Genomic DNA, 19018 nt, shown 5'->3' with positions numbered 1-19018 from the left:
ATCAAATATGTGAATAATGCAGAAAATGGCATTTTGGACTTTTCACAGGGTCTGGTTGCGCAGGTATAGTAATACTTACAGCGTATTAAAGACGTTACGGGAAGGAGTAGGTATAGAATGTTTGGCTATCGCAGTAACGTGCCAAAAGTGCGCTTAACCACAGACCGACTGGTCGTGCGTCTGGTGCATGATCGTGATGCCTGGCGTCTTGCGGATTATTACGCAGAGAATCGCCATTTCCTCAAGCCCTGGGAGCCAGTGCGCGACGAAAGCCACTGTTATCCATCAGGCTGGCAGGCCAGGCTGGGGATGATTAACGAATTTCATAAACAAGGTTCAGCTTTCTACTTTGGCTTATTCGACCCGGACGAAAAAGAGATTATTGGCGTTGCCAATTTTTCCAATGTTGTTCGTGGCTCTTTTCATGCCTGCTATCTCGGTTATTCGATTGGGCAAAAATGGCAGGGCAAAGGACTCATGTTTGAAGCCCTGACCGCAGCCATTCGTTATATGCAGCGCACCCAACATATTCATCGCATTATGGCTAATTATATGCCGCACAATAAACGCAGCGGTGATTTACTGGCGCGACTGGGTTTTGAAAAAGAAGGCTATGCGAAAGACTATCTGTTGATTGATGGACAATGGCGCGATCACGTACTGACGGCATTAACTACCCCAGACTGGACGCCCGGCCGCTAAGGAGAATCTCATGAAATATCAACTTACTGCCCTTGAAGCTCGCGTGATTGGTTGCTTGCTGGAAAAGCAGGTGACCACGCCGGAGCAATACCCGCTCTCAGTCAATGGTGTAGTCACGGCCTGTAATCAGAAAACGAACCGTGAACCGGTCATGAATCTGAGTGAATCCGAAGTGCAGGAACAGCTGGATAATCTGGTCAAACGTCATTATCTACGCACAGTGAGCGGTTTTGGTAATCGGGTCACCAAATATGAGCAACGTTTTTGTAATTCAGAATTTGGCGATCTGAAACTGAGCGCAGCGGAAGTGGCGTTAATCACCACGTTGTTATTGCGTGGTGCCCAGACGCCAGGTGAACTGCGCAGCCGCGCCGCGCGAATGTATGAATTCAGCGATATGGCGGAAGTGGAGTCGACGCTGGAACAACTGGCAAATCGCGAAGATGGTCCTTTTGTGGTGCGTCTGGCCCGCGAACCGGGTAAACGCGAAAGCCGCTACATGCATCTTTTCAGTGGTGAGGTTGAAGATCAGCCGGCGGTGACGGATATGTCGAACGCGGTTGATGGTGATTTACAGGCCCGCGTCGAAGCCCTGGAAATCGAAGTGGCAGAACTGAAACAGCGTCTTGATTCGTTGCTGGCCCATCTGGGAGATTAAAGTGAAAAAATTACGTATCGGCGTAGTGGGATTAGGTGGCATTGCGCAAAAAGCGTGGTTACCGGTGCTGGCGGCAGCGTCTGACTGGACGTTACAAGGAGCCTGGTCGCCTACGCGCGCGAAAGCCCTGCCAATTTGTGAAAGCTGGCGCATTCCTTATGCCGATTCGTTATCCAGCCTTGCCGCCAGTTGCGATGCGGTTTTTGTGCATTCCAGCACCGCCAGCCACTTTGACGTGGTCAGTACGTTACTCAATGCGGGTGTACATGTCTGTGTCGATAAACCGCTGGCAGAAAATCTGCGCGATGCTGAACGGCTGGTGGAACTGGCGGCGCGTAAAAAACTGACGTTGATGGTCGGTTTTAACCGTCGTTTCGCACCACTCTACGGTGAGTTAAAAACGCAACTCGCTACCGCAGCTTCGCTAAGAATGGATAAACATCGTAGCAATAGTGTCGGGCCACACGATCTTTATTTCACGTTGCTGGATGATTATCTGCATGTGGTGGATACCGCGCTGTGGTTGTCGGGCGGCAAAGCCTCTCTGGATGGCGGTACGCTACTGACTAACGACGCTGGCGAAATGCTGTTTGCCGAGCACCATTTTTCGGCCGGTCCTTTGCAGATCACCACCTGTATGCATCGCCGTGCCGGAAGTCAGCGTGAAACCGTGCAGGCCGTGACTGACGGTGCGCTCATCGACATTACGGATATGCGCGAATGGCGTGAGGAGCGCGGGCAGGGCGTAGTGCATAAACCGATTCCTGGTTGGCAGAGCACTCTTGAACAACGTGGATTTGTCGGCTGTGCGCGGCACTTCATTGAATGTGTGCAAAATCAGACAGTTCCGCAAACCGCCGGCGAACAGGCCGTGCTGGCGCAACGTATCGTTGACAAGATCTGGCGCGATGCGATGAGTGAATAAACCCTGTAACATCTGGCGGTAGCAATTCACCATAATCCAGGTAGACTATTCGCCTCTTTCAGCGCCTGCCTTGCAGGCGTTTTGCCCGTGGGTCTGGATTAGAACACCGATGAATTTATTAAAATCGCTGGCCGCCGTCAGCTCGATGACCATGTTTTCGCGTGTGCTTGGCTTCGCACGAGACGCAATTGTCGCCAGAATCTTTGGCGCAGGGATGGCAACCGACGCCTTTTTCGTCGCTTTTAAACTTCCTAACTTGTTACGCCGTATCTTTGCCGAAGGGGCATTTTCCCAGGCATTTGTACCGATTCTGGCGGAATATAAAAGTAAGCAGGGTGAAGACGCCACGCGGGTCTTTGTCTCTTATGTTTCTGGCCTGCTGACACTCGCGCTGGCGGTTGTGACGGTCGCTGGCATGCTCGCCGCACCGTGGGTGATCATGGTGACCGCGCCAGGCTTCGCTGACACTGCCGACAAATTTGCCCTGACCAGCCAGCTACTAAAGATTACCTTTCCCTATATCTTGCTGATCTCCCTGGCGTCGCTGGTGGGAGCGATTCTGAATACGTGGAACCGCTTCTCGATTCCGGCGTTTGCTCCAACACTGCTTAACATCAGCATGATTGGTTTCGCGCTGTTTGCCGCACCGTACTTTAACCCACCGGTGCTGGCGCTGGCGTGGGCTGTTACGGTCGGCGGCATCCTGCAGCTGGTGTATCAGCTACCGCACCTGAAGAAGATCGGCATGCTGGTCCTGCCGCGCATTAACTTCCACGATGCCGGAGCAATGCGCGTGGTGAAACAGATGGGACCGGCGATCCTTGGCGTCTCTGTGAGCCAGATCTCCTTAATCATCAACACCATTTTTGCCTCGTTTCTTGCTTCCGGTTCGGTGTCTTGGATGTATTACGCCGACCGCTTAATGGAGTTTCCGTCTGGTGTGCTGGGCGTGGCGCTTGGCACCATTTTGCTGCCGTCGCTGTCGAAGAGTTTTGCCAGTGGCAATCATGATGAATACAACCGTTTGATGGACTGGGGGCTGCGTCTTTGTTTCCTGTTGGCGCTGCCGAGTGCGGTTGCGTTGGGCATTCTTTCCGGTCCGTTAACCGTTTCGCTGTTCCAGTACGGTAAATTTACCGCCTTTGATGCGCTGATGACCCAGCGGGCGTTAATTGCCTACTCGGTGGGTTTGATTGGCCTGATTGTAGTGAAAGTGTTGGCTCCTGGCTTTTATTCCCGCCAGGACATTAAAACGCCAGTGAAAATTGCCATCGTTACGCTGATTTTAACGCAATTGATGAACCTGGCGTTTATTGGTCCGTTGAAACATGCCGGGCTGTCACTTTCTATTGGTCTGGCGGCGTGTCTGAATGCTTCGCTGCTTTACTGGCAGTTGCGTAAGCAGAAAATCTTTACCCCGCAACCTGGCTGGATGGCGTTTCTGTTGCGTCTGGTGGTGGCGGTACTGGTGATGTCTGGCGTGCTTTTAGGTATGTTACATATCATGCCGGAGTGGTCATTGGGTACCATGCCCTGGCGCTTACTGCGTTTAATGGCGGTCGTGCTGGCGGGGATTGCCGCGTACTTCGCTGCACTGGCGGTACTGGGCTTCAAAGTTAAAGAATTTGCCCGCCGGACGGTGTAACAATGCATTCCGGCCTGCAGTGCAGGCCGGAGATAATATTCAGATCGAAATCTTTTTACCGCCGCGATGGGTTGTTGAGGTCTGACCGTTCGCCCCATATAGCGTCGGTTCCTGATGCGGTTTCAACATTTCCAGCGCCTGTTGATTGCGCTCAATCTGTCCTTCCAGTAACCAGCCGTTATGTTGATTCATTTGGCGTAGTTGCTGCGTTTTCACAGTAATTTCCTGCCAGCGTTGACTAATATCAACGCTATTTGCTGTATTGGGTTCTTTCTTGCGTAACTGTTCGAGGTAATCCAGCGTCGCCAGCAGTGAGCTTTTTTGTTCTGTAATCCATTGCAACTGGCTGCCGTTGATCTGCCCCATAGAGAGATGTTGCTGCTCTTGATCCATTACCGTTTTGAGATCGTTAAGCACAGCGGACATCTGGTCGAGGATCTCTGCAAGACGTGTCATACGATCAGTTACTCTGCAAGTCTTGCTGCGCTTCGTTGATCAGCGCATCGGCAATTTTGCCGGTGTCCATTTTTAGTTCACCGTTACGAATCGCCAGTTTTAACGCTTCGACACGTTCAAGATTGATATCACTGCTGCCGGGTTGCATCAGTTTTGCTTGCGCGTCGCTTAACGTCACACTGGTGCTGGTGGAGGCGGTTGTTTTTGCCGCCCGGCTGTTCGTTATCGGCGCGTCAGTGGTTTCGCGCGGTTGAACGGTGCTTACAGGCTTCAGAGGCGAAGTGCGATCAATACTCATGGTTTATTCCTCATTGAGGGCGCTTTTATCATGTGTTGCTTATTTATCGGCAAGGGACGGGTAATCTTTAACAGCTTACAGGTTTATAAGAATATTCCCATCTGCATCAACAACGCCGCTGACTACCTGTCCCGATACCATGCGCACCCGCGCATTCTGTGCGACGGCTGCATTGTTCAGCGCCTGACCTTCTGCGTTGGCGCTAAACCCATCACCGCTGGCGATCACATTGACGCGTTGTCCCGCTTTTACCCGCCATGCCTGGCGAAACTGGGTTAACTGGATAGGTTGATCGGGTGATAGATCGCGCAGGCTAATGGCATCAACAAGTTGATTGATATCCAGCACCGTACGCGGTGGCAGGGTATCCAGCCGTCCGCGTTTTAGTTTGACATTGCCAGCTTCCAGCTTTCCTCCCCGCACAATGGGCATCGCGGCAACCACATAATTTCCTGTGGCCTGCACATTAACCTGTAAATATCGTTTGTCGTTACCGCAGCGTGCCAACACATTCACATTGCCCCACAGGCGGGAATTATTGCTCATCGAAAGCAATGGCTGCTCGCATGGCGGTAGTAGATTGGGCGCTGTACGAATAGAAACACGAACCTCATCACTTACCCCCGCGAGTTGGGCGCTAAAAAAGTTGTGCAATTGCGATGTGAGATTGCTCGCCGTACTTAACGGACTGAACAGTATCGCCATGATCGCCACGCTACGTTTTATTGTCAGCATTTTCGCCCCCAGCCATTTCTACAACGTGAATTGTACCTGTCCGCAATGACCATCAACGGCATAAATAGCGACCCATTTTGCGTTTATTCCGCCGATAACGCGCGCGTAAAGGCATTTAAGCTGATGGCAGAATTTTGATACCTGCGGAGGAGATATGCTCGATAAGCTCGACGCCGCCTTACGTTTTCAACAAGAGGCGCTCAATCTGCGCGCCCAGCGTCAGGAAGTGCTGGCAGCAAACATCGCCAATGCCGATACCCCTGGTTATCAGGCGCGCGATATCGATTTTGCCAGTGAACTTAAAAAAGTCATGCAACGTGGACGGGATGCAACCAGTGTGGTTGCACTGACGATGACCTCAACGCAACACATCCCGGCGCAGGCGCTGACGCCTCCTACCGCAGAACTGCAATACCGTATTCCGGACCAGCCTTCGCTTGACGGTAATACCGTCGATATGGATCGCGAACGCACCCAGTTTGCCGATAACAGCCTGCAATACCAGATGAGCCTTAGCGCGTTGAGCGGGCAAATCAAAGGCATGATGAACGTTTTACAGAGCGGAAATTAACGGATGGCACTGCTGAATATTTTTGATATCGCCGGGTCGGCGTTAACTGCCCAGTCCCAGCGCCTGAACGTGGCGGCCAGTAATCTGGCAAATGCTGATAGCGTGACCGGTCCTGATGGACAGCCATATCGGGCAAAACAGGTGGTATTCCAGGTTAACGCTGCACCAGGTGCTGCGACAGGCGGCGTAAAGGTTGCCGATGTTATAGAAAGTCAGGCCCCGGACAAACTGGTTTATGAACCGGGTAATCCGCTGGCAGATGCAAAGGGCTACGTAAAAATGCCGAACGTTGATGTCGTCGGGGAGATGGTTAACACCATGTCGGCGTCACGCAGCTATCAGGCCAATGTTGAAGTGCTCAACACGGTGAAAAGCATGATGCTGAAAACCCTTACGCTCGGTCAATAAAGGAGAAAGCTATGTCCATTGCGGTAACCACCACCGATCCGACAAATACCGGCGTCAGTACCACCAGCAGTAGTTCGCTCACGGGCAGCAACGCCGCAGATTTACAAAGCAGTTTTCTGACTTTGCTGGTGGCGCAGCTGAAAAACCAGGACCCGACCAATCCAATGGAAAACAACGAGCTGACGTCGCAATTGGCACAAATCAGCACGGTCAGCGGGATTGAAAAACTCAATACCACGCTCGGCTCTATTTCCGGACAGATTGATAACAGCCAGTCGTTACAGGCCAGTAACCTGATCGGTCACGGCGTGATGATCCCCGGCACCACTGTTCTTGCGGGAACCGGTAGTGAAGAAGGGGCTGTGACCACGACCACGCCGTTTGGTGTTGAGCTGCAACAGGCGGCAGACAAAGTTACGGCCACCATCACCGATAAAAATGGCGCGGTTGTGCGCACCATTGATATTGGTGAACTGACCGCCGGAGTCCACAGTTTCACCTGGGACGGTACGTTGACTGATGGCAGCACTGCGCCGAACGGTTCTTACAATGTAGCGATTAGCGCCAGTAACGGTGGTACACAACTGGTTGCCCAGCCGCTGCAGTTTGCTCTGGTGCAGGGTGTGATCCGCGGCAACAGCGGTAATACGCTGGATCTCGGCACTTACGGCACCACCACCCTCGACGAAGTACGGCAGATAATTTAAGCCTTCACATTTCAGGAGTCAGTCATGGCCTTTTCTCAAGCGGTTAGCGGATTAAACGCTGCCGCCACCAACCTCGATGTTATTGGCAACAATATCGCCAACTCCGCCACCTACGGCTTTAAATCAGGCACGGCCTCTTTTGCCGATATGTTTGCCGGTTCGAAAGTGGGACTGGGGGTAAAAGTTGCCGGTATCACTCAGGACTTTACCGATGGCACGACCACCAACACCGGGCGAGGTCTGGACGTTGCTATCAGCCAGAACGGTTTTTTCCGTCTGGTAGACAGCAACGGTTCGGTGTTCTACAGCCGTAACGGACAATTTAAGCTGGATGAAAACCGTAACCTGGTGAATATGCAAGGTTTACAGCTGACGGGTTACCCGGCAACCGGTACGCCGCCGACTATTCAGCAAGGGGCGAATCCGACCAATATTTCGATCCCGAATACCCTGATGGCAGCGAAAACTACCACCACGGCATCGATGCAGATCAACCTGAATTCCAGTGATCCGCTTCCTACTGTTACGCCATTCAGCGCCAGCAATGCGGATAGCTATAACAAAAAAGGTTCGGTGACTGTTTTCGACAGTCAGGGTAATGCTCATGACATGAGCGTCTACTTTGTGAAGACCGGGGATAATAACTGGCAGGTCTACACCCAGGATAGCAGTGATCCAACAGGTACAGCCGAGCCTGCAATGAAGCTGGTGTTTAATGCCAATGGCGTTCTGACCTCAAATCCAACAGAGAATATTACCACTGGCGCAATTAACGGCGCAGATCCCGCCACGTTTAGCCTGAGCTTCCTCAACTCCATGCAGCAAAATACCGGCGCTAACAATATTGTGGCAACCACCCAGAATGGCTACAAACCGGGCGATCTGGTGAGTTATCAAATCAATGATGACGGTACGGTTGTCGGCAACTATTCCAACGAACAAACACAACTGCTGGGGCAGATTGTACTGGCGAACTTTGCCAACAACGAAGGTCTGGCATCCGAAGGCGACAACGTCTGGTCTGCGACGCAATCTTCTGGCGTGGCGCTGTTGGGGACAGCCGGGACGGGCAACTTTGGCACCCTGACCAACGGTGCGTTGGAAGCGTCCAACGTCGATCTCAGTAAAGAACTGGTCAATATGATCGTTGCCCAGCGTAACTATCAGTCTAACGCCCAGACCATCAAAACCCAGGACCAGATCCTCAACACGCTGGTTAACTTACGCTAATCGCTGACGGGATAGCTCAATGGATCACGCAATTTATACCGCGATGGGAGCAGCCAGCCAGACGCTGAATCAACAGGCGGTAACCGCCAGTAATCTGGCCAATGCCTCAACGCCCGGTTTTCGCGCGCAGTTAAACGCCTTGCGTGCAGTGCCGGTGGAAGGGCTTTCACTGCCCACGCGCACGCTGGTAACGGCGTCAACACCGGGTGCAGACATGACGCCCGGCAAGATGGATTACACCTCGCGCCCGCTGGACGTTGCATTGCAGCAGGATGGCTGGCTGGCCGTGCAGTCCGCTGACGGCAGCGAAGGGTATACGCGTAATGGCAGCATTCAGGTTGATCCCACCGGGCAACTGACAATTCAGGGGCATCCGGTGATAGGCGAGGCTGGGCCAATTGCTGTGCCGGAAGGGGCGGAAATCACTATTGCTGCCGATGGCACAATCTCGGCGCTCAATCCGGGCGATCCGGCAAATACGGTTGCGCCAGTGGGGCGTCTGAAACTGGTGAAAGCCACGGGCAGCGAAGTGCAACGCGGTGACGACGGCATTTTTCGTTTAAGCGCAGAAAGCCAGGCCACGCGTGGGCCGATACTGCAGGCAGATCCAACCTTGCGTGTGATGTCGGGGGTTCTGGAAGGCAGTAACGTCAATGCCGTTGCGGCAATGAGCGACATGATTGCCAGCGCGCGGCGTTTTGAAATGCAGATGAAGGTGATCAGCAGCGTCGATGATAACGCAGGCCGTGCCAACCAACTGCTGTCGATGAGTTAATTGAACGATTGATGACATTGCAATAAAAGCGCGCGGACTATTCCCTCGCCCCTTTGGGGAGAGGGTTAGGGTGAGGGGAAATTCACACTGTCGCGTGCTTCTGCTCTGCTTGTCACTAATCCACTACAGGACATTTTATGATCAGTTCATTATGGATCGCCAAAACGGGCCTTGACGCCCAGCAAACCAATATGGACGTCATTGCCAACAACCTGGCAAACGTCAGTACTAACGGTTTTAAGCGTCAGCGCGCGGTGTTTGAAGATCTGCTTTATCAAACCATTCGCCAGCCGGGGGCACAGTCTTCCGAACAAACCACCTTACCCTCCGGATTACAAATCGGCACGGGGGTACGCCCGGTCGCCACTGAACGCTTACACAGCCAGGGAAACCTGTCGCAGACCAACAACAGCAAAGATGTCGCGATTAAAGGGCAGGGCTTTTTCCAGGTGATGTTGCCAGATGGTTCATCAGCCTATACCCGTGACGGCTCTTTCCAGGTGGATCAGAACGGGCAGCTGGTGACGGCTGGTGGTTTTCAGGTGCAGCCAGCGATCACCATTCCGGCGAATGCGTTAAGTATCACCATCGGTCGTGATGGCGTGGTCAGCGTAACCCAACAAGGCCAGGCAGCTCCGGTTCAGGTTGGGCAGCTCAATCTCACCACCTTTATGAATGACACCGGGCTGGAGAGCATTGGCGAAAACCTCTACACCGAAACGCAATCCTCTGGTGCACCGAACGAAAGCACGCCGGGCCTGAACGGCGCGGGACTGCTGTATCAAGGGTATGTTGAAACGTCTAACGTCAACGTGGCGGAAGAACTGGTCAATATGATTCAGGTGCAACGCGCTTACGAAATCAACAGTAAAGCGGTGTCCACCACCGATCAGATGCTGCAAAAACTGACGCAACTCTAAGGCTTAACCGGTGGCAGGTTCACCGGTTTACTGATTTTTGAAGATGATAGCCATGCAAAAAAACGCTGCGCATACTTATGCCATTTCCAGCTTGTTGGTGCTTTCACTAACCGGCTGCGCCTGGATACCCTCCACGCCGCTGGTGCAGGGGGCGACCAGTGCACAACCGGTTCCCGGGCCGACGCCCGTCGCCAACGGTTCTATTTTCCAGTCTGCTCAGCCGATTAACTATGGCTATCAACCGCTGTTTGAAGATCGTCGACCACGCAATATTGGCGATACGCTGACCATCGTGTTGCAGGAGAACGTCAGCGCCAGCAAAAGCTCCTCTGCGAATGCCAGCCGTGACGGTAAAACTAATTTTGGCTTTGATACTGTGCCGCGCTATTTGCAGGGGCTGTTTGGTAACGCTCGTGCCGATGTCGAAGCCTCCGGTGGTAACACGTTCAACGGAAAGGGCGGGGCCAATGCCAGCAATACCTTTAGCGGCACGTTGACGGTGACGGTTGACCAGGTACTGGTCAACGGCAACCTGCATGTGGTGGGTGAAAAACAGATTGCCATTAATCAGGGTACCGAATTTATTCGCTTCTCTGGCGTGGTTAATCCACGCACTATCAGCGGCAGCAATACCGTACCGTCTACTCAGGTGGCGGATGCGCGCATTGAATACGTAGGCAATGGCTACATTAACGAAGCGCAAAATATGGGCTGGTTGCAGCGTTTCTTCCTTAACCTGTCGCCAATGTAAGTGAGGCTGTGGTGATTAAATTTCTCTCTGCATTAATTCTTCTACTGGTTACGACGGCGGCTCAGGCTGAGCGTATTCGCGATCTCACCAGTGTTCAGGGGGTAAGGCAAAACTCACTGATTGGCTATGGTCTGGTGGTGGGGCTGGATGGCACCGGTGACCAGACAACCCAGACGCCGTTTACCACACAAACGCTTAATAACATGCTCTCACAGCTGGGAATTACCGTTCCGACGGGCACCAATATGCAGCTAAAAAACGTCGCTGCGGTAATGGTGACAGCGTCACTTCCTCCGTTTGGACGTCAGGGGCAAACCATCGATGTGGTGGTTTCTTCCATGGGAAATGCCAAAAGCTTGCGTGGAGGTACGTTGTTGATGACGCCGCTTAAGGGCGTTGACAGTCAGGTGTATGCGCTGGCGCAGGGCAATATTCTGGTTGGCGGCGCAGGAGCCTCCGCTGGCGGTAGCAGTGTTCAGGTGAACCAACTGAACGGTGGACGGATCACCAATGGTGCGGTTATTGAACGTGAATTGCCCAGCCAGTTTGGCGTCGGGAATACCCTTAATTTGCAACTTAACGACGAAGATTTCAGCATGGCGCAGCAAATCGCTGACACCATCAACCGCGTGCGTGGATATGGCAGCGCCACCGCGTTAGATGCGCGGACTATTCAGGTGCGCGTACCAAGTGGCAACAGTTCCCAGGTCCGTTTCCTTGCAGATATCCAGAATATGCAGGTTAATGTCACCCCGCAGGACGCTAAAGTAGTGATTAACTCGCGCACCGGTTCGGTGGTGATGAATCGCGAAGTGACCCTCGACAGCTGCGCGGTAGCGCAGGGAAATCTCTCAGTAACAGTCAATCGTCAGGCCAATGTCAGCCAGCCAGATACACCGTTTGGTGGTGGACAGACTGTGGTTACTCCACAAACGCAGATCGATTTACGCCAGAGCGGCGGTTCGCTGCAAAGCGTACGTTCCAGCGCCAGCCTCAATAACGTGGTGCGCGCGCTCAATGCGCTGGGCGCTACGCCGATGGATCTGATGTCTATTTTGCAATCAATGCAAAGTGCGGGATGTCTGCGGGCAAAACTGGAAATCATCTGATGATCAGCGACAGCAAACTACTGGCAAGTGCGGCCTGGGATGCGCAATCACTCAACGAACTAAAGGCGAAAGCGGGCGAAGATCCGGCGGCAAATATCCGTCCGGTGGCCCGCCAGGTGGAAGGGATGTTCGTGCAGATGATGTTGAAAAGCATGCGCGACGCTTTACCAAAAGATGGCCTGTTCAGCAGCGAGCACACTCGTCTGTATACCAGTATGTATGACCAGCAAATTGCCCAACAGATGACGGCGGGCAAAGGTCTGGGGCTTGCAGAGATGATGGTTAAACAGATGACGCCAGAACAACCATTGCCAGAGGAGTCCACGCCAGCAGCACCGATGAAATTCCCGCTCGAAACTGTGGTGCGTTATCAAAATCAGGCGCTTTCGCAGCTGGTGCAAAAGGCCGTGCCACGTAACTACGATGATTCGCTGCCGGGTGACAGTAAAGCATTCCTCGCGCAACTCTCGCTGCCCGCCCAACTGGCAAGCCAGCAAAGCGGTGTGCCACATCATTTGATCCTCGCTCAGGCGGCACTGGAATCTGGTTGGGGGCAACGGCAAATCCGCCGCGAAAACGGCGAGCCGAGCTATAACCTGTTTGGTGTCAAAGCCTCTGGCAACTGGAAAGGGCCAGTTACTGAAATCACCACGACTGAATATGAAAACGGCGAAGCGAAGAAAGTAAAAGCGAAGTTTCGCGTCTACAGCTCGTATCTGGAAGCCTTGTCGGATTACGTTGGGCTGTTAACGCGTAACCCGCGCTACGCCGCCGTGACGACCGCCGCGAGTGCGGAACAGGGGGCGCAGGCCCTACAGGACGCGGGCTATGCCACCGATCCTCACTATGCCCGCAAACTCACCAACATGATTCAGCAGATGAAATCGATAAGCGACAAGGTGAGCAAAACCTACAGTATGAACATTGATAATCTGTTCTGAATAACTCAAGTCCGGCGGGTCGCTGCCGATAATACTCTGTAATTGAAGGCTTATAAGGAACCTCCATGTCCAGCTTGATTAATAACGCCATGAGCGGACTGAACGCGGCCCAGGCGGCGTTAAATACGGCAAGTAATAATATCTCCAGCTATAACGTTGCCGGATATACCCGCCAAACCACTATTATGGCGCAGGCCAATAGCACGTTGGGCGCTGGCGGCTGGGTTGGCAATGGCGTCTACGTTTCTGGTGTGCAGCGTGAGTATGATGCGTTTATTACCAACCAGTTACGTGCTGCGCAGACGCAAAGTAGCGGCCTGACTGCCCGCTATGAGCAGATGTCGAAAATCGACAATATGCTCTCCACCAGTACCTCTTCGCTGGCAACACAGATGCAGGATTTCTTCACCAGCCTGCAAACGCTGGTGAGTAACGCGGAAGACCCGGCAGCGCGCCAGGCGCTGATTGGGAAATCAGAAGGGTTGGTGAATCAGTTTAAAACCACCGATCAATATCTGCGCGACCAGGACAAACAGGTCAATATCGCGATAGGTGCCAGCGTTGATCAGATCAACAATTACGCTAAACAAATTGCCAGCCTGAACGATCAAATCTCGCGCCTGACAGGCGTGGGGGCAGGGGCGTCACCTAACAATCTGCTGGATCAACGCGATCAACTGGTGAGCGAATTAAACCAGATTGTTGGCGTAGAAGTCAGCGTTCAGGATGGCGGTACTTATAACATCACGATGGCCAATGGTTACTCACTGGTTCAGGGAAGTACGGCGCGGCAACTGGCGGCAGTTCCTTCCAGCGCCGACCCTTCTCGTACGACTGTCGCTTACGTTGATGGGACGGCAGGCAATATTGAGATCCCGGAGAAATTACTGAATACCGGGTCGCTGGGCGGCATTCTGACATTCCGTTCTCAGGATCTGGACCAGACGCGTAATACGCTTGGACAACTGGCGCTGGCATTTGCCGAGGCTTTCAACAGCCAACACAAAGCCGGATTTGATGCTAACGGCGATGCCGGTGAAGATTTCTTTGCTATCGGTAAGCCCGCGGTTCTGCAAAACACGAAAAACAAAGGTGACGTTGCGATCGGTGCCACGGTAACTGATGCCTCCGCGGTACTGGCGACAGATTACAAAATCTCGTTCGATAATAATCAGTGGCAGGTCACCCGCCTTGCCAGCAATACCACTTTTACGGTGACGCCGGATGCCAACGGTAAAGTGGCATTTGATGGTCTGGAGTTGACGTTTACAGGAACGCCTGCCGTTAACGACAGCTTCACGCTGAAACCAGTAAGTGACGCCATCGTCAACATGGATGTATTAATCACCGACGAAGCGAAAATCGCGATGGCGAGCGAAGAAGATGCAGGTGATAGCGACAACCGCAACGGTCAGGCCCTGCTGGATCTGCAAAGCAACAGTAAAACGGTGGGCGGTGCGAAATCCTTTAACGACGCTTATGCCTCGTTAGTGAGTGATATCGGTAATAAAACCGCGACGTTGAAAACCAGTAGCACCACGCAAGGTAATGTGGTGACGCAGCTTTCCAATCAGCAGCAGTCGATTTCCGGTGTCAATCTCGATGAGGAGTACGGAAATCTGCAACGTTTTCAGCAGTATTACCTGGCGAATGCGCAGGTTCTGCAGACGGCAAACGCGATTTTTGATGCGCTGATTAACATTCGCTAAGGGGAGATAAAATGCGTTTCAGTACCCAGATGATGTACCAGCAAAACATGCGCGGCATCACCAATTCTCAGGCAGAATGGATGAAGTACGGCGAGCAGATGTCGACGGGTAAGCGAGTCGTTAACCCTTCAGACGATCCCATTGCTGCATCACAAGCTGTTGTTCTCTCCCAGGCACAGGCGCAAAACAGCCAGTACACGCTGGCACGTACTTTCGCCACTCAAAAAGTGTCACTGGAAGAGAGTGTACTTAGCCAGGTCACCACTGCTATCCAGAATGCTCAGGAAAAAATTGTCTACGCCAGCAATGGCACCTTGAGTGACGATGACCGGGCCTCGCTGGCTACGGATATTCAGGGGCTTCGTGACCAGTTGCTGAATCTGGCGAACACCACTGACGGTAACGGGCGCTACATTTTTGCCGGTTATAAAACAGAGACTGCGCCGTTTAGCGAAGAGAAAGGGAAATACGTCGGTGGAGCAGAAAGTATTAAACAACAGGTCGATGCTTCGCGTTCGATGGTGATAGGGCACACGGGTGACAAAATTTTCGACAGTATTACCAGCAACGCGGTAGCGGAACCAGACGGTAGCGCTTCTGAAACCAATCTTTTTGCCATGCTGGATAGTGCCATCGCAGCCCTGAAAACGCCGGTCGCGGATAGCGAAGCGGATAAAGAAACCGCCGCTGCGGCGTTAGATAAAACCAACCGCGGACTGAAAAACTCGCTGAACAATGTGCTGACTGTTCGCGCGGAATTAGGCACGCAGCTGAACGAACTGGAGTCGCTGGATTCATTAGGTAGCGATCGCGCTTTAGGGCAAACGCAGCAGATGAGCGATCTGGTTGATGTGGACTGGAATGCAACTATTTCATCTTACATCATGCAGCAAACGGCATTGCAGGCATCGTATAAAGCATTTACCGATATGCAGGGATTGTCGCTCTTCCAGCTCAACAAATAATTTCGCTTTAAAACATATCATGAAACTGGGTATGTTTTGTCTGCCTGCTCTGGGATCGCTGGGGCGGGCATTTTTTTGCCTATTTTGCATTGTTGGTTAGCAAGGATGCCATTCGATGAATTTTAATATGTTGATTCAAAGATGAAATAAAAAAGCCCTGGCAGTTACCAGGGCTTGATTACTTTGAGCTAATTATTACTCAACAGGTTGCGGACGCGCAGGAGCGGCAGAGGCATGATGTGTTGCCGTATGACCACCTGCGGCACCTTTACCTTCGAAGGCAAAAGTAGGGCGCTGCCAGTCACTGTGACGCGGTGCCTCCGGAACATATTCCGGTGCTGGAGCGCGCGTCATTGGCGCGGTAGCGTGGTTATGCTCAACGGTGACCTCAGGTTCGACCGCAGCTACCGTTTCAACTTCTGCTGCGACTTCAGCGACTACTGGCGCGGCAGGTTGAGCAACAACTTCAGGTTCAGCAACTACAACCTCAGCAGTTTCGACAACTTCTTCAATATCTGCCGTCTCTTCCTGCGGTTCAACCACCGGTTCTGCTTGTTCTGCAACTTCCTGGGCTACGGCAACATCAGACTCGGTAATCACCTGCGGCTGTTCAGTTACCGCGGCAGCGATCACTTCAGGATGCGTCGTTTCAACCACTTCCGGTTGCGGTTCGGCAACCTGAACGGGGGCTTCTACGACACCGGCCACTTCTTCAACAACTGGCGCGCTAACAACCGGTTCGATAGCGGCGGCGACAGGGACCTCAGTCACCATCGGCTGCACATGTACTTCTTCCTGTTCGCGCTGCTCTTCAACCTGTACATCTTGCGGACGTACAATTGGATAGCGGATCCAGACTTTGCCAGAGGCCAGTTCCGGAGACGCGCACGCTACGGTCAACGGCATTGGCGACTGGGTTGGATAACGCTCGTCACGATAGCGACGACGACGCTGACCACTTACGCGCAGGTGACGAGGCGAGCGGCGAGAACGACGCGGCATGCCACCGTTGTCACGGTTATCAGCATTGTTCTCTTCTTGCTGTTCTGGTGCAGTTTGCGCTACGACTGGCAGCGGGACTTTCACCAGTTCTGTGCGTGGAGCTGGAGCTTCCTGAACAATTGGTTCGGCAGCGGCAGTTTCTTCAACCACCGGTGCGACTACCGCTTCTTCGGCTACGCTTTGCTCGTAACGCACTTTCTGATTGAGCTGACGCTGTTTACGACGCGGCTGAACCGGACGTACACGTTCTTCCTGTTCGGTTTCCTGAACAGATTGCTCTTCAACATTCAGCGCCTTCGCTTCTTGTTGCGCCTGACGTTTATCATCGTTACGGCGGCGGCTACGTTCACGACGCGGCGCTTGCTGCTCGTCGGTGGTACGTGCTTTTTCCGTTACCTCAGCTTGCTGACGGCTCTCACGCGTCTCGGCAGTCTGCTGCTGTGCCTGGCGACGATTACGACGGTTTTCTTCGCGATTATCGCTGCCTTCAGTACGTTCACTACGGGTGTCGCGGCGCTCATTACGGTCACGGCGGTTGTTCTGACGAGGCTTGCGACGATCCTGTTGACGTTCCGGTTTCGCTTCTGCTTTCGGTGCTGGTTGCTCGGTCGGTTTGGTTTCTTCACTACCGCTGAACAGCGCTTTCAGTGCGCCGAAGAAGCGGCTCAACAGCCCAGGTTGTGCAGGAGTTGCTGGTGTTGCCGGTGCAGCTTTCGGTGCTGGGGCTACAACAGGCGCGGCAGGTTCAGCTGGCGTTGGCGCTGGCGGCACATCCGGCATGGCAAAGGTTGCCAGCGCAGGTTGTTCCGGACGCTTACGTTCAGCGAACTCTTCTTCAGACGGCAGCGCCATCGCTTCTTCATGCAGCTTCGGCAGCATGTAGCTTAAGGTTGGGGTTTCTTCCCCTTTACGCACGCGCAGCACGTGGTAGTGCGGGGTTTCCATCTGATCGTTTGGCACAATTACACAGCGCACACCGTCCTGACGAGTTTCAATGGCATTTACCGCAGAACGTTTTTCATTCAGCAGGTAAGAAGCGATTGGCACAGGAACAATGGCGTGAACTTCCTGGGTGTTCTCTTTCAGCGCTTCTTCTTCGATCAGACGCAGAATAGAGAGCGACAGCGATTCGTTGTCACGCACGGTGCCAGTACCAGAACAACGCGGACAAACGTGATGACTGGATTCACCCAGTGATGGGCTCAGGCGCTGACGGGACATTTCCAGCAGGCCAAAGCGAGAAATATGGCTGATTTGAATACGCGCACGGTCCTGACGCACCGCTTCACGCAGACGGTTTTCTACCGCACGCTGGTGGCGTACAGGCGTCATGTCGATGAAGTCGATAACAATCAGGCCGCCGAGGTCACGCAGGCGCAGCTGACGAGCAATCTCATCGGCAGCTTCGAGGTTGGTGTTAAACGCAGTTTCTTCGATATCGCCGCCGCGGGTCGCGCGTGCGGAGTTGATGTCGATGGCGGTTAACGCTTCGGTGCTGTCGATAACAATGGAACCACCGGACGGCAGACGGACTTCACGCTGGAAGGCGGATTCGATCTGCGACTCGATCTGGTAGTGGCTGAACAGCGGGATCTCGCCGGTGTACAGTTTGATTTTGCTGCTGAAATCCGGGCGACCTAATGCAGCGATATGCTGACGTGCCAGTTCGAGCACTTTCGGGTTATCGATAAGGATTTCGCCGATGTCCTGACGTAAGTAATCGCGGAATGCGCGAACGATTACGTTGCTCTCCTGATGAATCAGGAACGGAGCCGGGCGGCTTTCAGCGGCTTTTTTGATGGCTTCCCAGTGTTTCAGACGGAAGCTTAAATCCCATTGCAGCGCCTCAGCAGATTTGCCGACGCCAGCGGTGCGCACGATAAGCCCCATGCCTTCCGGCAGTTCAAGGCTCGCCAGTGCTTCTTTTAATTCGGTACGGTCGTCGCCTTCGATACGGCGAGAAATGCCACCCGCGCGCGGGTTGTTCGGCATCAGAACCAGATAGCTACCCGCCAGACTGATAAAGGTGGTTAATGCCGCGCCTTTGTTGCCGCGCTCTTCTTTATCGATCTGAACAATGACTTCCTGACCTTCACGCAACACATCTTTAATGTTGGGACGACCATGAGCACTGTAGTTAGCAGGGAAATATTCGCGGGCAATTTCTTTTAGTGGGAGGAAACCGTGACGTTCAGCGCCGTAATCAACAAAAGCAGCTTCCAGACTCGGTTCAATGCGGGTGATTTTACCTTTGTAGATGTTTGCCTTTTTCTGCTCGTGCCCTGGACTTTCGATATCCAGGTCATACAGACGCTGCCCATCTACAAGGGCAACGCGCAACTCTTCCTGCTGAGTTGCGTTGATTAACATTCTTTTCATCGTAACTTACTCATTATTCTTACATTGACGACTAAGCTGCGGGCAAAGTAACGCCTTTCCGGGTGTGAACCGATGGCCTCGTGTCTAGTCGCGTCGCCAACCTCACGGTTATCGTCAGCTCAAAGAGGCGCA

Annotated in this window: 19 protein-coding genes; 15 read left to right on the top strand and 4 right to left on the bottom strand. The window is 53.1% G+C overall.

Annotation, left to right across the window (positions count from 1 at the left end; all coding sequences use genetic code 11):
• Positions 1-117: 117 nt before the first annotated feature.
• The 4 genes from rimJ (at position 118) to murJ (ending at position 3930) form a co-directional block, all read left to right on the top strand.
• On the top strand, positions 118-702 hold the full coding sequence (gene rimJ / locus HGD79_RS05760; RefSeq protein ID WP_000468186.1) for a ribosomal protein S5-alanine N-acetyltransferase: 585 nt from the start codon (positions 118-120) through the stop codon (positions 700-702).
• A gap of 10 nt (positions 703-712) precedes the next feature.
• Positions 713-1360 carry a YceH family protein gene (locus HGD79_RS05755; RefSeq protein ID WP_000877116.1) on the top strand — a complete coding sequence of 216 codons (648 nt, stop codon included), beginning with the start codon at positions 713-715 and terminating at the stop codon, positions 1358-1360.
• Between the two features lies 1 nt (position 1361).
• Positions 1362-2285, top strand: a complete 924-nt coding sequence (locus HGD79_RS05750) for a Gfo/Idh/MocA family oxidoreductase (RefSeq protein ID WP_000736158.1) — start codon at positions 1362-1364, stop codon at positions 2283-2285.
• A 109-nt stretch (positions 2286-2394) separates the two neighbouring features.
• Complete coding sequence (gene murJ / locus HGD79_RS05745; protein ID WP_001050672.1) at positions 2395-3930, top strand: murein biosynthesis integral membrane protein MurJ; 1536 nt, start codon at positions 2395-2397, stop codon at positions 3928-3930.
• A gap of 39 nt (positions 3931-3969) precedes the next feature.
• Here the strand turns inward: murJ and flgN are convergent, their stop codons facing one another.
• The 3 genes from flgN to flgA all read right to left on the bottom strand — a co-directional run bounded on the left by flgN (position 3970) and on the right by flgA (position 5419).
• On the bottom strand, positions 3970-4386 hold the full coding sequence (gene flgN / locus HGD79_RS05740) for a flagella biosynthesis chaperone FlgN (RefSeq protein ID WP_000197340.1): 417 nt from the start codon (positions 4384-4386) through the stop codon (positions 3970-3972).
• Positions 4387-4390: 4 nt separating this feature from the next.
• Positions 4391-4684 carry a flagellar biosynthesis anti-sigma factor FlgM gene (gene flgM / locus HGD79_RS05735; protein WP_096147336.1) on the bottom strand — a complete coding sequence of 98 codons (294 nt, stop codon included), beginning with the start codon at positions 4682-4684 and terminating at the stop codon, positions 4391-4393.
• A 75-nt stretch (positions 4685-4759) separates the two neighbouring features.
• Positions 4760-5419: a flagellar basal body P-ring formation chaperone FlgA gene (gene flgA / locus HGD79_RS05730; protein WP_168848326.1), complete on the bottom strand. Its 660-nt coding sequence runs from the start codon at positions 5417-5419 to the stop codon at positions 4760-4762.
• A gap of 154 nt (positions 5420-5573) precedes the next feature.
• Here flgA and flgB point away from each other — a divergent pair, with 154 nt between their 5' ends.
• From flgB to flgL, 11 genes are all read left to right on the top strand, one after another.
• Positions 5574-5990: a flagellar basal body rod protein FlgB gene (gene flgB, locus HGD79_RS05725; RefSeq protein WP_000884702.1), complete on the top strand. Its 417-nt coding sequence runs from the start codon at positions 5574-5576 to the stop codon at positions 5988-5990.
• 3 nt (positions 5991-5993) lie between these two features.
• A complete protein-coding gene (gene flgC, locus HGD79_RS05720; protein WP_001196460.1) occupies positions 5994-6398 on the top strand; it encodes a flagellar basal body rod protein FlgC in 405 nt (134 codons plus the stop codon).
• An 11-nt stretch (positions 6399-6409) separates the two neighbouring features.
• On the top strand, positions 6410-7105 hold the full coding sequence (gene flgD / locus HGD79_RS05715) for a flagellar hook assembly protein FlgD (protein ID WP_000020486.1): 696 nt from the start codon (positions 6410-6412) through the stop codon (positions 7103-7105).
• Between the two features lie 24 nt (positions 7106-7129).
• Positions 7130-8335, top strand: coding sequence for a flagellar hook protein FlgE (flgE, locus tag HGD79_RS05710; RefSeq protein ID WP_000885878.1), 1206 nt, complete (start codon positions 7130-7132; stop codon positions 8333-8335).
• A 19-nt stretch (positions 8336-8354) separates the two neighbouring features.
• A complete protein-coding gene (gene flgF / locus HGD79_RS05705) occupies positions 8355-9110 on the top strand; it encodes a flagellar basal-body rod protein FlgF (RefSeq protein ID WP_000349300.1) in 756 nt (251 codons plus the stop codon).
• Between the two features lie 137 nt (positions 9111-9247).
• Complete coding sequence (flgG, locus tag HGD79_RS05700) at positions 9248-10030, top strand: flagellar basal-body rod protein FlgG (RefSeq protein ID WP_000625837.1); 783 nt, start codon at positions 9248-9250, stop codon at positions 10028-10030.
• A gap of 52 nt (positions 10031-10082) precedes the next feature.
• Entirely contained in the window at positions 10083-10781 is a 699-nt protein-coding gene (flgH, locus tag HGD79_RS05695; protein ID WP_001295442.1) for a flagellar basal body L-ring protein FlgH, read from the top strand.
• An 11-nt stretch (positions 10782-10792) separates the two neighbouring features.
• A complete protein-coding gene (gene flgI / locus HGD79_RS05690; protein ID WP_000589326.1) occupies positions 10793-11890 on the top strand; it encodes a flagellar basal body P-ring protein FlgI in 1098 nt (365 codons plus the stop codon).
• Positions 11890-12831: a flagellar assembly peptidoglycan hydrolase FlgJ gene (flgJ, locus tag HGD79_RS05685; protein WP_001295441.1), complete on the top strand. Its 942-nt coding sequence runs from the start codon at positions 11890-11892 to the stop codon at positions 12829-12831. Before flgI ends, flgJ begins: the two co-directional genes overlap by 1 nt.
• Positions 12832-12896: 65 nt before the next feature.
• Positions 12897-14540 carry a flagellar hook-associated protein FlgK gene (gene flgK / locus HGD79_RS05680; RefSeq protein ID WP_000096460.1) on the top strand — a complete coding sequence of 548 codons (1644 nt, stop codon included), beginning with the start codon at positions 12897-12899 and terminating at the stop codon, positions 14538-14540.
• A gap of 11 nt (positions 14541-14551) precedes the next feature.
• Positions 14552-15505 (top strand): flagellar hook-associated protein FlgL, encoded by a 954-nt coding sequence (flgL, locus tag HGD79_RS05675; RefSeq protein ID WP_001212781.1) that lies wholly within the window; start codon positions 14552-14554, stop codon positions 15503-15505.
• 195 nt (positions 15506-15700) lie between these two features.
• On the opposite strand, the gene rne is transcribed toward flgL, so the two are convergent.
• The gene (rne, locus tag HGD79_RS05670) at positions 15701-18886 is read right to left on the bottom strand and encodes a ribonuclease E (protein WP_000827375.1); all 3186 of its coding nucleotides are present in this window, start codon (positions 18884-18886) and stop codon (positions 15701-15703) included.
• Between the last annotated feature and the right edge of the window lie 132 nt (positions 18887-19018).

This window comes from Escherichia sp. SCLE84, from assembly GCF_012584495.1.
Classification (GTDB): domain Bacteria; phylum Pseudomonadota; class Gammaproteobacteria; order Enterobacterales; family Enterobacteriaceae; genus ECMA0423.
The sequence above is the reverse complement of the archived record's forward strand: the minus strand, read 5'-3'. Positions and strand labels throughout refer to the sequence as shown.